Here is a 14,052-nt window from a genome sequence, read left to right as displayed (position 1 = left end):
CCAACAAAGAGGTAACTCTCATGCTTCATACTAACAATCCAATTATCAAACACAAAGCAGGTTTACTCAATTTAGCAGAAGAACTGGGTAACGTTTCTAGAGCTTGTAAAGTCATGGGTGTATCACGAGATACGTTTTATCGTTATCAAGAGCTAGCTGAAGAAGGCGGGATTGATGCACTAATCGATAAGTCTCGTCGAGTTCCAAATCTTAAGAATCGAGTCGATGAGCAAACCGAAAAAGCAGTAATGGCTTACGCTATTGAATACCCAGCCCACGGGCAAGTCAGAACAAGCAACGAACTTCGCAAGCAAGGTGTGTTTGTGTCAGCCAGTGGAGTTCGTTCCATCTAGCTACGTCACAACTTAGAAAACTTCAAAAAACGACTCAAAGCGTTAGAAGATAAAGTGGCTAGCGAGGGCATTATTCTCACTGATGCTCAGGTAGCTGCACTTGAAAAGAAAAAGAATGATGAGGTCCTGCCTTACTTTGAGCAGCATGAACTACCAATGTTACGTATTCTAACTGACCGTGGTACCGAGTATTGCGGTAAAGTAGAACACCATGATTATCAACTATATCTTGCAATAAACGATATCGATCATACAAAAACAAAAGCGATGTCACCGCAAACAAATGGCATCTGCGAGCGCTTCCATAAGACGATATTACAGGAGTTCTATCAGATTACGTTCCGTAAGAGATTGTATGGCTCGCTAGAGGAATTACAAAAAGATCTGGACGAATGGATAATTTATTACAACAATGACCGAACTCATCAGGGGAAAATGTGCTGCGGTAGAACACCACTTGAAACATTGCTTGATGGAAAATCGATTTGGGCAGAAAAGAATTTAGCTCAAATCTAAACTGACAGTCACCGATAGAAAAGCGGGTAACTGTCAGATCAGGTCTGAATTAGTACACCTAATTATACCCTTAAATCTATCACGTGCCCAATTGTAGCGTAGCTGCTTTGTTCTGCAATCAAATCTCTAGCCTCTTGGCGTATCAGTTCTGTAAGCAGGTCTTGTGGTGTATTTAGTGAAACAACAGTATTATCAGTCATGCGGTGTACCTTTCTGTTAATCGTTCTGGGGAGCAACAGATTACACCGCAACATACACCAGAAATCAGCATAGATCCCCGCTTTACCAATGCCTGCCTAATCTTTATTCAAGGTTAAGAATATAATCGGCAATGGCCTCTGACTCGTTTCGATTAAACGGTGGCGCATGGCCATTAACCTTACCAGTCTTAATAGCATGACCGAGTCTATCAACGGCGTCAGGTTTTCCTTCGTACTTGTGCTTAATATCTAACAACGTTTTGTCATCAACATCGCAAACAATACACTCGTTCGAATCCATAAGTTCTTTCACATCTAAGTTTTGATACTTATAGACCTTCTTACGATTATATGACTTCGTCAGCTCAGCAATTTCAGGGTCGTCTTCTTTTGCAGAACCATAAGCTACAGCAAGATAAGCAGCGATATATTTCGCTTCCTCTAAGCTAATCGGAGCTCCGTAGGCATTTCTCATCTTAATCATCTCTTTGGTCCATTCATCAAAGCCCTGACGTGGAGGTTGATAAAATACATAGTCCATAGAGTGACAAAGGTGACATTTTGATCTCGCTAACTCATACCCAGGTAAATCTGACGGTTTCAGCTTAGTCGTATCCGCAGGTAACGTGATGGAGTTAAATTCAGCATGAGCAAATGCACTAAACAATACGCAAAGGCCAATCAGAACTTTCATACTAAACCACCTTAATATCTGTTCGTTCAATGACATTCCGGTTGTAGCCACCATGGTTCCATGTCGCTTTTGTAGGCTGTTTTTCACCACTATTCGCTACCGCTCTAACCATAAGTAACGTTCTTCCTTTTTCATTGAAAGTATGTCTTAGCGACCATCCGCGGTAAGAAAAGCGGCCTAAGTCCTGCCCCAATGTGGTACCGATCCACTTTCGACCACCGTCAAAAGAGACTTCGACTTTCTTGATGCCACTGCCGCTGTCGAATGCGATCCCCTTCAAGGTAATCTCTTTTCCTGCTTGTACAGAATCACCATTCAGTACACTCGTTATGAAACTTCGAATAGGGAACGTGGTTACAGGCTTAGTTTTAGTCGCGCGATTATCAGGTGTTTCACATTTACAGTCGTTGTCAGGCAATCGATAGCCTTCTGACATGAAGAACGAATCGAACGTATCAAATTCACCTTCAATAAGTTCCAAATGATTGACATGCTTAACCCAGTATGTAGCGAACCACCCCGGAACAATCAACTTCACAGGGAACCCGTTCAAAAATGGTAACGGCTCGCCATTCATTTCCCAAACCAGCATTGGCTCACCAGTGTCTACATGCTGTAACGGTAGTGATTTCAAAAAGTCTGGTGTTGTTGAGCGTACAGGCTTGTCGATACCATCAATAACAACACTCATTGCTTCTGGCTTAATGCTTGCTTTTGCTAAAACATTTTTCAGAGGGACGCCTTTAAACTTCGCATTGCCCATTGCACCATTCCCCAACTGAGCACCGAATACTCTAGGTGAAGAATAACCGCGGCTATTACCAGTACACTGCTGAACCGCGATGATTTCTTGCTGACCCTCAATAGACTTGAGTTCCGCTAGGCTCAAGTTAATTTCCTTATCAACCAAACCAGAGATTTTGATTGTGTAAGTATCCGTATCAATAAACGTTGGTAAATCCGCTAAGTGATATCGAACGAAGAATCTATCATTAGGCGTCAGTAATCCATCATTAAAAACTTCAAACGGGGTTTCTAAGTGTGGTGGTCTTGTATGAACAATCACCATATCTTTTTTTTGTGGAAAAGAACTTAATATCGGTTTCGGTCCCGCGGCAAAAGTGACGCCTTCACCATCAGAATACTGAACACCATTTTCCACAAATGTCTTTGCTATCGATGTAAATGAAGTCGAGGTTAGTGATAGTAACCCACAGGCTTTTACAACCTCTCTCCGCAGTTTATTCATTTTCATGCTAATTCATCTCCTACGCTAATTCACGGTTGCTATTTAAGCTTTGATAGATACTTCGAGAGGTCTTCAATTTCTTTAGATGACAGTTTTTTCGCGACGTTATACATCATCTCACCCTGATCGCCTTTTCTCGCTCCTGAGCGCCAGTTGTTGAACTGCTCAACCAGATACTCTGAAGACTGCCCTGCTAATCTAGGGAATGAAGCACTACCTTCTAGTTTCTCACCGTGACAAGTCGTACAAGCTGGAATGGCTCGTTTCCAGTCCCCCTGATAGACCATTCGCTCAGTCGGATCCTTTATCACACCATTTTCTGGAACCTCAGGGCGTTGGTTCTCTAGCTCTGGCAGAGTTAACGATGCATAGTACTTAGCAACCAACACTCTATCTTGAGCACTAAGATGCGTAACCATCCCTTTCATGGTCGCATTGTCTCTGTTTCCGTTATCAAACAGATGGATTTGATTATAAATGTACTCAAACTTCAGACCGGCTAAGTTAGGAGCACCTGGGACAACACTGTTACCGTCTTTACCATGACAACTGGTACACACTGACACGCTTGACGGTAGAGGCTGCTCGTTTCTAGACAGTAGATAACTATCGTCATCGTTGCTTGCGATCAGTATGTCTGCATCCGTCTGTAGCGACATAATGTAAGTAGTAAGAGACATAATCTGGTTGCGAGTCAATCTTTCACCAAAGTCTGGCATTTGGTTATCAATACCCTGAGCAATGTTCTTTCTAATGTCTTCTTTACTGCCGCCATGCAGCCATATGTCATCAGTTAGATTTGGAGCACCGACACCTTGATTTCCCTTCGCACCTTTACCATGACAAGAACTACAGTTGTTATCGAAGCTCTCGTTGACCACAAACTCGCTACTATTCAAGTTAAATACATAATCGGTAAGGGAATCGATTTCATCTTCCGTAAGCACATCATGCCATGCTGGCATACGCCCCTCTCGGCCACTATGAATCGTTGTATAGATATCCATCGGTGAGCCACCATACAACCAGTCATCATCTGATAGAACTGGGAAGTTATGTTGACCATCTCCCGATTGGCCATGACACGCACCACAGTTTTCGCCGAATAGCGCTTTACCGTTGCTCACGATATCTTCTTCAGCAATCAATGCTTCGAACACTTGCTTATCTGTTTTGCCAACGACCAAGCTATCTACTTTTGCATCCAGATTGACGGGAGAACCGACATACGCATCGTCTTTAGGTTGCCAGTTTAGAAAGCCTCCCCAAGTCGCAAGACCCGGAAATAGTAATACATAAACAATGGCACCAGCAAAGCCAAGAAAGTAGCCGATAAACAGAATTCTTGGTATCGGCGCATCTTTCTCGATAATTCCATCGAACTCTTCTAGCGTTTTGTCTTTATCTGCACTTTTACGTTTACGAAATTGCGCGTAAATAACCGCAATCATGATAAAGAAGAAGATAATCGACAAAATTGTTGATAACGTTTGACTCCATTCCATTACTGTAGCCCTCCAACGTCATTGTGCGTATCTACCCCTAAACTCATCAGATATGACACTAAAGCCTCTCCTTCCGTTTTACCTTTCACTTCATCTTTGGCCTTAGCTATCTGATTGTCGGTGTATGGTACACCCAGTTTTTTCATTGCTTCCATCGCCGCGACAACATGATCTGAATTCAACGGCTTCTCAAACAACCAAGGGTATTGCGGCATAATTGAGTTCGGTACTACTGACTGTGGGTTAATTAAGTGCTGCTTATGCCAGTCAGGTGTATACTTTAACCCAATATTGGTTAAGTCAGGTCCGGTGCGCTGAGAACTCCAAAGGAAAGTGAACTCATACACATCATCTTCCATTTTGTTTGGTCGACCATAACGCTTTCTTTCAGCTTCAATATTTCGAACCATTTGCGTATGACACGACACACACCCTTGAGCCATATATACATCACGTCCCGCGAGTTGCAGTGCCGCGTATGGTTGCGCTGTTGTTTTCTTAGCTAGTTCGTTGTTATAGAAGAAGCTCGGAAAAACCCATACAAAAAAGGAAAACATAACGACGATCGTTGTAATCGTAATGAACGCGAATAAAGATTTAGATATTGAATTTTCCATATCACTAAGCCTTTTGCTCTGTCAGTTCGATTTGAGGTCTTGATGTCATATATAGGTTGTACACCATTACCAACATCCCCAGAACATACAGTCCTCCACCGATTGTGCGGCCTAGCATGTAAGGCTTAATGAAATCCAACACTTGAGAGAACGTGTAAGCAAGCGAACCATAATCCGTAAGTGCTAACCACATACTTCCCTGACCAATTCCGCCAATCCACAAAGAGACGATGTAGAACAATACACCAAGGTGAGCTAATACAAAGTGAACTTTCACAAGACGGTAAGAAAACAGCTGTTTATTCAGTAGTTTTGGAATCATGTAGTACAAAGTGGCAATCACTGTCATACCAACCCAACCTAATGCACCAGAATGCACGTGGCCGATTACCCAACTCGTACTGTGCGCAATTTGGTTAAACCAACGAATTGCCATTAGTGGGCCTTCGAAAGTAGCCAATGCGTAGTAAATAATTGAAGACATGAAGAACCACACAATTGGGTTCGTTTTCCACGCTTCTTTATTCGATGTTGCAGTCATCCAAGCATTAAATGCGCCCGCCCATGATGGCAGCCACAGTAGCAACGACATGACAACCCCAACATTTTGAATCCATGACGGTACTGAGGTGTAGACAAGATGGTGAGTACCAGCCCAAGTATAAAAACCAATCAAACCCCAAAACGTAATTAGGGATAATCGGTAAGAGTAAATTGGTCTGTCTACGACTTTAGGAATGAAATAGTAATTGGTACCTACAAATACAGCTGTTAGAAGAAAACCTACCGCATTATGACCCCACCACCATTGAACAAGGGAGTCACTGACACCGGAGAATATAGAATAGGACTTAAATGCATATAAAGGCATTGCAAGGTTATTCATTACGAATATCAATGCAATAACGATAATAACTGCGCCACTAAACCAGTTTGATACAAATATGTGCTTACTCTTTCTTTGACCTAAAGTCGTAAAGAAAACTAGCGCAAAAATAAGCCAGAGAATGACTATCGCTATATCTAGCGGCCATTCCATTTCGGCATATTCTTTAGTAGAAGTATAACCCATTGATAGTGTTACAACACCAATAAGTAGAACTAGCTGCCATCCCCAAAATAAAACCCAAGTCAGCCCCTTATAGGCCAAATTAGCTGATGAAGACTTACAGAGAATGTAAAGAGATAACCCCATTAAGAAGTTACATACCATACCAAATATGACCACATTGGTATGAATAGGACGAATTTTACCAAAATTTAAGTACTCATTCGCGAAGTTGAGCTCCGGCGCGTATAGTTGAGCTGCCGCGACTAGGCCAACGAGCATACCAATGATCGCCCACCCCAAAGCAGCAAAAACAAAGAACCGAGTTATTTTTTCTTCTTCTTTGAAGTTCATAATATTTTCCCGAGAATCACTGTATCCGACATAATTTATAGATTGGTTTTAAAATGACTTTCCGATATCTTTACCCCATAAAATAGCTACAATTTAGTATAGAACAATTAGCCATTGGGCTTATCTCTTAATAGGTCATACCGTGATTTTACGTCAGCGAAGTCGACAGCCTTCGAAACATCACTAATTTTAACGTCGAGAAGAGCAGCGTTGTTGAAGGTTAGGTGTTTAGGCTTTGTTGTACTCAAGGAGAAAACTAAGCAGTCTGGTGAATAGTTTATGCTGATGGAAATGTGAGTGACCATAGTCAGTAAAGGTACTCAGGAATGTGAATGGTGAGCTGGATTATTCACCCAACCCCTATCACGAGTATCATTGCAGCTTCACTGCTCTGTTCTTATACTTATTGTAGTTTGTTTGCGAGTATACCTCATGACTTTAAAGAGTGCGCTAGAACGTGGGATGGTCAATCCCCTGTCGAGTACTATTGGTCGGCATATCATTTTATCTATGGTTATCTTGAGTGGTATTTTTACTCTTATTATTACATCGGTGCAAACGATCGGTGAGTATCGTTCGCAAGTTGACCATATCACTGAACGTCACAATGAGATTGGTGAAGTTCACACGGATTCTATCGCTTCTTCTATGTGGGCGTTCGACTTTATTTTGCTCCAAAAAAGGTTAGATAGCCTGACTAAACTCTCTAAGCTCGATTATATTGAAGTGCATTATGGTGATGATATTTTTACTGCCGGAAAACACTTAAATAGCAATGCAGTAGCGTCGGAATTTCCCATTATCTATAGAGATGTCGGGATTGGTGAGCAGATGATTGGCAAAGTACTTGTAAAGTCAGATATTGGGAAAGTGCAGGGTTATGTTGTTAACCAATTTATTTTAATAATGATAGCTAATGGAATTAAAACCTTGTTAGTTTGTTTTTTTGTTTTGATTTTATTCCACTACAACGTTAATCGACGATTAGTACAGATCACACATTATTTGAGGCAATTTAATCCGCGTCATCCTGGAAAACCACTTAAATTAGTGAAAAAGCGCTGGGTATTCGCTAAAAATAAAGACGAACTCGATTTGTTAGGTCAAGGCGTAAACAAGGTCCGAGATGACATTACATTACTGTATAACAATGTCAAACATGAAAAAGAACGTCTTTCAGATTTTTCTGTGGTTGCTTCCGATTGGCTCTGGGAAACGGATAACAGCGGAAATATTGTTTATTGCTCAGAATCGATGAAAGAAAATATGCAGCTCGACACGCTATCGAATAGTGAGTTGCCAACTTTTTCCCAACTTGTCGAATCCAAGTCTTTGCGTCAGTCCCTAGAAAGCGAACGTGACTTCCATCAATGTGAGGTGAGCTTAGAAATCAATGACAACACTTCATACTTGATGATGCAAGCTATTGCGAAATATGAAGGTGATAAATTTGTTGGCTATCGGGGGACAGCAATTGATATTTCTGCCCTCAAAATAGCACAAATCGAATTGGAGCAATTGAATCATAACTTGGAGAAGAAAGTTACCGATAGAACGAAGGCACTAGAAAAAAACATGGTGGAGCTTAAAGCAACACAAGATCAGCTGATAGAATCGGAAAAATTGGCTTCTTTGGGTGGATTGGTTGCAGGTGTTGCACATGAAGTCAACACACCATTGGGGATTGCGGTGACATCCGCATCAATTATCCAAGAGGCGATTCATTCACTTCAATTGGCATTTTCTGACCAGACGCTAACAAGTCAGCAGTTGTCTGAAATCATAGATAAGGTGCTAAATGGAGGCGAACTGCTACAAAGCAACTTAAACCGTGCATCTCAATTAGTTAAAGACTTTCGTCGTACCGCTGTTGATCAGACTACAGAGATTAAGACCAATTTTAATATAGCCGATATTCTTCGGTCTCTACTTTTAAATCTTGATTCAGAAATCAACAAACTTTCCGTAAAAGTGGAGGTCTATGTCGATGAAGATATTGTTATGAATAGCTACCCAGATTGCGTAACTCAAATTATTTCGAATTTAATATTAAATAGTTTAGCTCATGCATTTACGTCGCAACCAGTCCCAGAAATTTCTATAAATGTTTACGAACTGGAAGAATCAGTTGTGCTTGATTATAAAGATAACGGTTGTGGTGTTGATAAGGAAAGCCATAAGAAAATCTTTGAGCCGTTTTATACAAGTAACAGAGGTCAGGGAAACTCGGGGTTAGGGCTAAACTTTGTATTTAACATGATTAAGCAAAAACTAAAAGGGCAACTTGAGTTTAAGTCTAAGTTAGGTGAAGGAGTAAGCTTTACAGTGACCTTACCAAAGGTAACTCCTGACGCTGGAGATAAGGCGGCTGGAATTGAATATCATATCTAACATAGATATTTCGTAAGTTGAAGAGATTAGCTACAGGATGTCCAATGGGGATAACATTGGTTCTGTCGCAAACTTTAGAGTTTTAGGTTAAGGTCTGCTCAATTTCGATTTAACATTCTGGATCCTAATGTTTAAAGGTTGTCACTTTCCTTCTGAGATTATTCTCGAAACCGTTCGTTACTATCTTGCTTATAAGCTCAGCTATCGCGATATTGAAGAGATACAACTTGAGCGTGGAGTAGCCCGGTTACTTCATGCTGTGTTTGATAGAGATTTGCAATATCAAATACCTCAATAATATAGTGGAGCAGAGTCACCGTTGGGTGAAGCAGAAAACTCGGCAAGCCTTGGGTTGGAAATCCGTCGAGGGAGCGAAAGCTTCACTTCATGGCGGAGAGGTGTGGACCATGTTAAAACGGGGGCAGATCGAGGTGGAGGGCGAGAGCGCGGTAGAGCGATTTTACGCTCTCGCAAGATAGTTGCGTCTGGAGATTATTGCCTGCACGTCATGAATAAACTTTGCGACAGAACCGCTTAAAAAAGTGGGCTTTCATAACACATATTATCTTGATTACGATCAAGAACATTTGCGCGACAGCTTTCTTAAGAAAGTCTCCATGTTGGCCAAGTAGTAGAAGCCCCCTTATGTAAAGGGGCTTTTAATATCCACTTAATCTTCTTCTACTAAGGTTCCGTCATTTGAGTAATCTTCCACAGTTTCAGGTTTGCTCCGACCATTTAATGTGTGGAAACGTTTTCTACCTCGAGCAAGCTGAATATACTTAAGCCATACACGTTCGAGTTTAGACTTGGCTTTGGAGGGATTCTCTAACACTTTGATAAAGTGTTTTTCCTCTGCATTATCAGGCTCTATTAACCCTGTCTCTAACCCCTGCATAGTATCGCCATAAAGGGTTAGGATTTCTTCCTCAGCCAGCGTAAAATCGCCAGATTTGGCGAAACCACGTGGAAACTTTTCATTGTCAAAAAAACGTTTTTTGCCATGACGAAATAGAGTGTCAGACATATCAGGTCGCCTCTGTTACCATATTTAGTTGAACTAAAACGAAAAGTAGGCCTAAATTTCATAAAAGAAAAACAAAACCTTTTTATCGTATCCATTAAACACTTTTATTAAAGGTGTGAATCGGTTTATCTTGTAGAAATTATGTTGAACCCGTAAAGATGGTTGATTCCAATCGAGGTCTTTCATGGATGTTAAAGTTTTTAAGACATTTTTAGAATTGGCTAATGTGCGTCACTTTGGGCGTGCTGCAGAGAATTTGTACATTACTCAGGCAGCTGTTAGTGCACGTATCAAGCAACTTGAAAATTACTTTGATACACAGCTTTTCATTCGAAACAGAAACAATATCAAGTTAACGTCCTCTGGTGAACGTTTGGTAAGTTATGCTGAGGTTATGGTTGCGACGCTTCAGCAGGCTAAATTGGAGCTATCTCTTGAAAGCGGCAAAGCGCTTCAGTTAACTATGGGCGGGACGCCTAATGTGTGGGATGCATATTTGCAAAACTGTTTAAGTGTAGTGACTGATTCATTCGGTGGTTATGGCTTTATGGCTGAAGTGATGGGACGAGAGTCTCTTAATCGTAGCTTGCAAGAGCGAACCTTGGACATGGCCTTTGCATTCGATCAAATTAAGGCCGATGAACTTTACTGTAAGCGAGTGGCAGACATAGTCTTGGTGCTGGTGTCTACCGATGAACATCACATTGGTAGTGTTTTTGAAGACAAATACGTGTACGTCGACTGGGGAACCAAATTTGCTTCAGAACATGCGGGAAGACACCCTAAGATCCCAGCGCCGTACCTAAGAACATCGACGGCTCGTATTGCACTTGACTTTATCCTGGAAAAAGGGGGGAGTGCTTATTTACCCACTTCCCTCGTCGAGCCTTTTATTACCAGCGGACAGCTTTTTAAAGTTACTGGCGTTGACGATTGGAATCGGCCCATTTACCTGAGTTATCGCAAAGCAAGCTCGTCGATTGAAGCTATTGAGCAGGTCGAAGAGCTGGTGAGAGATATAGACCCCACGACGGCTTATTCATTGCAACAAATGGCAGATTTTCCTATGGATGAGTAAGCTGGCTCACATAGCTCATTTCTAGGGAGAGTTTGCTTTAAAACAGACTCTCCCTACTTCATTGAGATAAAATTTTAAAAACTCAATAGCCCATTAACTGCAATAGGTTTTCGGCCGTAGTAATGGCTTCTTTACGGTTAGCAATGGCAAGCTTTTGATATAGGTTACGGATATGAGTTTTGATCGTTGTTCCTGCAACATCGAGCTCATGGGCAATTTGCTCATTGCTAAATCCTGAATAGATTAACCCAAGCACCTGCCATTCGCGCTGAGTCAGTGGGCTGGTGCGTACTAGTTCAGGTACACTAGGATGATGGATTAACTTATCAACAAAATCTTCATCGAAATGCACAGAACGACTTCGTTGACTACTTGCTATCTCCTTGAGTAACTGTTTAGCACGGTGACACTCAAGATCGCTGAGCTCATTATTATTGATCAAATCATCTAAAACCGATCCAACTCGGGTTCCTTCAATAAGGAAGTTACCAAGAATTCCTGTCTGGTTAGTCAGCTCTAATGCTTGTTTTAGCAATAATTGTGCTCTTGTGTCATCGTTTTGAGCGGTTGCAAGGACAGTTTCAATAATTAAGTTACGATTGTTATCTGTCACCAAATGATAGGCATTTGCTTCCTGTTGTAAAAAGTTTAGGGTTTCTGAAGCTTGATCGAGCATACCTAAGTTTATTTGGGCTCGGGCAATGTTTCTCCATTGAAGCTGAGTGAAATGATTGCAAGCCTGTTCAGGCTGTGAGGTATTATCCAGCCAGCGCTGCATAGATGACATATCATCTCTCGCTTGCCAAAACAGAATCAGTGATAACGAGGCGTTAGCCATCCAGTCGACATGATAAGTAGATTGTTGGAGTAAATGTAGGATGTTATCGATGAACTTGTTGGCTTTATCGAGCTCGCCTCTAGCTATTGAGATGCGGGCAAGCATTGAATAGCAATGCAGATGCTTACTTGGGCTTGCGTCGCCAAGAACCCTAAGACCTTTGTAGGAGCACTCTTCGGCTTCATCGAGTCGATTCCAGCACCAGAATACTTGTGCTCGAAGGCGTAGGAGAAATTCGTGCATTGGTACCTGTTGTAATTGGTGTTCTTCTACCAATCTAAACGCATTCTCTTGTACTTCGAATGCGGCTTGCACATACCCCTGAGCAATGAGTATTTCGCTTTGTTGAAGCATCGCCCAAAGTGCTTGATGGTAAACTTGATACTGCCGAGCCAGTTTCTCTGTTTGTTGCATCATAGGCAGTGCTCGGCTTAGATGCCCTAACACATGGTTAACTTCACCTATTACAGAAGTAGCGACGATTCGGCTGCGATATTCATTGTTATCGAGTTGTCCAAGAGACAGTTCAGCGAGCTCTAACGCTTTCTCAGGTTCATTTTGATTAATGGCTACTTGGGCACGTAGGGCATTCAACTCTCCCAGTTGTTGAGTATTTAGAGATACATTGAGCGCTTTCATTTGTTCATCAGCTAGGGATAGCAAATGACCGACATCATTATATCTGTGTTGGCTTTGGGCGAGCCAAGCTTGAAGCATACATAACTTAGGTTGGCTGTATAGCTGTGTTTGAGACAGAGTATTCATTGCTTCTTCTAGTGTTTGAAGCTCTCCAGAGTTAAACATTTCCCAGCCATATTTGCACAGGATCTCTGCAGTGAGGTCTAGATTACCTGCCTTTTGAATGTGTTGGAGCGCTTGATGAGGTGATGACAGTTTTAACCATGCCTGCGCTGCGGTTTGATGTAGATCTTCAACTTGGTGAGGTATACGCGCTGCGCGTTCATGGGCAAGAAATTCAGCGAATAAATTGTGAAAGCGAAACCAGTTTTGTTCTCCTTCTAGTGGATGTATAAACAAACCATAACGATTGAGAGACTCGATAATATGTAAGGCATCTTTTCTTTGCGTAAGCTCGCTTGCTAAGACATCATTAAAATGGTCGAGAACCGAGCATTGTAACAAAAATTGGCGTGTGTCTGTATCAAGTTGCTCAAAGACTTCCTCAACCAAATAATCCCATAGATGGCTATGATTAAATTGTGAGTAGGACTCAAGTGACTGAGCTAGACTCTTGTGTTGACTCAGTGTTTGAAGTGCAATTAGCTGCATTGCTGATGGCCAACCTTCTACGTAGTCACGTATGTTACTCACGACAACATTATCGACATTCCCTGATATTCGAGCACTGAAAAAGCGGTTGGTTTCCTCATAGTCAAAAGCGAGAAACTCATGACCAATTTCTATCATCAAATCGCGAACTCTTAGATTTGCCGTGCCAATAGGTGGTGTCGATCGGCTGGTAACAACCAAAGTAAGGTTGTCGGGCATGTGTTTGATCAAAAATCGCAATGCTGCGTGGATTTCAGTGTTAGAAATGAGATGAAAATCATCAAGAACGAAATAACACTCTTGGTTACAATGGACAAGTTCAGAACAGACTTGGCTAAATAGCGAATCAAGAGAAGAGAACTGCCTCTTCTCGGCGAGTTTTTGTGAAACAGAGCAGGTGTTATGAGTTGCTTTATTTAACGCTTTTAGTAAATAGTTGACGAAGCGAAAGGCGTCGTTGTCGCTTTCATCAATGTTGTACCAGCCGACATGTGGCTTATCGATTAACCACTGTGAGGCCATTGTCGTCTTTCCGTATCCTGCGGGAGAGCGAAAAAGTATCAACTTGTAGCAGTGTGCGTTATGCAGCAAATCGAGAACTCGCGGTCGAGTAATCGCATGGTGTAAACGACCTGGGCGAGTTAGCTTAGAAGGAATCCACATCTTTTTTCCCCTGTGCTCTGATAATCATAACAAGGATGTATCTTTGGAGTTCGTCTGATAATGACATCGATGTTACTTGAGAACTTCGGAAGCCGTTATTGATCAGCAACCATACTTTTGCACATTTCACACTTTGAATTCATCTACGCCCTAAAATTGGGAGGTGAATCACCTATAAGAGGCTCTGTAGCTGTACCGAATGCCAAGAATTGCACCTATCTTGATGAAA

The 14,052-nt window shown here is 41.8% G+C and carries 10 protein-coding genes and 4 pseudogenes; 6 read left to right on the top strand and 8 right to left on the bottom strand.

The features are described 5' to 3' along the window. Positions 1-20: 20 nt before the first annotated feature. Positions 21-869, top strand: a pseudogene (locus tag FIV01_RS18110) (helix-turn-helix domain-containing protein). Between the two features lie 62 nt (positions 870-931). Here the strand turns inward: FIV01_RS18110 and FIV01_RS20640 are convergent. From FIV01_RS20640 to FIV01_RS18085, 6 genes are all read right to left on the bottom strand, one after another. Beyond that, positions 932-1,069: a hypothetical protein gene (locus FIV01_RS20640; protein WP_172971852.1), complete on the bottom strand. Its 138-nt coding sequence runs from the start codon at positions 1,067-1,069 to the stop codon at positions 932-934. A 103-nt stretch (positions 1,070-1,172) separates the two neighbouring features. Beyond that, positions 1,173-1,763, bottom strand: a complete 591-nt coding sequence (locus tag FIV01_RS18105) for a hypothetical protein (protein WP_152432358.1) — start codon at positions 1,761-1,763, stop codon at positions 1,173-1,175. Between the two features lies 1 nt (position 1,764). Next, a complete protein-coding gene (locus tag FIV01_RS18100; RefSeq protein WP_152432357.1) occupies positions 1,765-3,018 on the bottom strand; it encodes a molybdopterin-dependent oxidoreductase in 1,254 nt (417 codons plus the stop codon). A gap of 32 nt (positions 3,019-3,050) precedes the next feature. Beyond that, positions 3,051-4,517, bottom strand: a complete 1,467-nt coding sequence (locus FIV01_RS18095; RefSeq protein ID WP_152432356.1) for a c-type cytochrome — start codon at positions 4,515-4,517, stop codon at positions 3,051-3,053. Next, positions 4,517-5,134 (bottom strand): cbb3-type cytochrome c oxidase subunit II, encoded by a 618-nt coding sequence (locus FIV01_RS18090; protein ID WP_152432355.1) that lies wholly within the window; start codon positions 5,132-5,134, stop codon positions 4,517-4,519. The genes FIV01_RS18095 and FIV01_RS18090 overlap by 1 nt, the downstream gene beginning before the upstream one ends. Before the next feature lie 4 nt (positions 5,135-5,138). Beyond that, the gene (locus FIV01_RS18085; protein ID WP_152432354.1) at positions 5,139-6,536 is read right to left on the bottom strand and encodes a cbb3-type cytochrome c oxidase subunit I; all 1,398 of its coding nucleotides are present in this window, start codon (positions 6,534-6,536) and stop codon (positions 5,139-5,141) included. A gap of 432 nt (positions 6,537-6,968) precedes the next feature. Here FIV01_RS18085 and FIV01_RS18080 point away from each other — a divergent pair, with 432 nt between their 5' ends. The 4 genes and pseudogenes from FIV01_RS18080 to FIV01_RS18070 form a co-directional block, all read left to right on the top strand. Further along, positions 6,969-8,927: a PAS domain-containing sensor histidine kinase gene (locus tag FIV01_RS18080; protein ID WP_152432353.1), complete on the top strand. Its 1,959-nt coding sequence runs from the start codon at positions 6,969-6,971 to the stop codon at positions 8,925-8,927. A 127-nt stretch (positions 8,928-9,054) separates the two neighbouring features. Beyond that, positions 9,055-9,168, top strand: a pseudogene (locus FIV01_RS20810) (IS6 family transposase); the annotation flags it as partial. A gap of 13 nt (positions 9,169-9,181) precedes the next feature. Next, positions 9,182-9,406: pseudogene (locus FIV01_RS20805) on the top strand (DDE-type integrase/transposase/recombinase); the annotation flags it as partial. 60 nt (positions 9,407-9,466) lie between these two features. Then, a pseudogene (locus FIV01_RS18070) lies at positions 9,467-9,559 on the top strand (DUF3081 family protein); the annotation flags it as partial. 38 nt (positions 9,560-9,597) lie between these two features. On the opposite strand, the gene FIV01_RS18065 reads toward FIV01_RS18070, so the two are convergent. Beyond that, positions 9,598-9,954: a MaoP family protein gene (locus FIV01_RS18065; RefSeq protein WP_152432352.1), complete on the bottom strand. Its 357-nt coding sequence runs from the start codon at positions 9,952-9,954 to the stop codon at positions 9,598-9,600. Between the two features lie 184 nt (positions 9,955-10,138). Between FIV01_RS18065 and FIV01_RS18060 the strand changes: the two genes are divergently transcribed. After that, a complete protein-coding gene (locus tag FIV01_RS18060) occupies positions 10,139-11,032 on the top strand; it encodes a LysR family transcriptional regulator (protein WP_152432351.1) in 894 nt (297 codons plus the stop codon). An 82-nt stretch (positions 11,033-11,114) separates the two neighbouring features. On the opposite strand, the gene malT is transcribed toward FIV01_RS18060, so the two are convergent. Beyond that, on the bottom strand, positions 11,115-13,823 hold the full coding sequence (gene malT / locus FIV01_RS18055; RefSeq protein ID WP_152432350.1) for an HTH-type transcriptional regulator MalT: 2,709 nt from the start codon (positions 13,821-13,823) through the stop codon (positions 11,115-11,117). Between the last annotated feature and the right edge of the window lie 229 nt (positions 13,824-14,052).

Source organism: Vibrio aquimaris (assembly GCF_009363415.1).
Classification (GTDB): domain Bacteria; phylum Pseudomonadota; class Gammaproteobacteria; order Enterobacterales; family Vibrionaceae; genus Vibrio; species Vibrio aquimaris.
The sequence above is the reverse complement of the archived record's forward strand: the minus strand, read 5'-3'. Positions and strand labels throughout refer to the sequence as shown.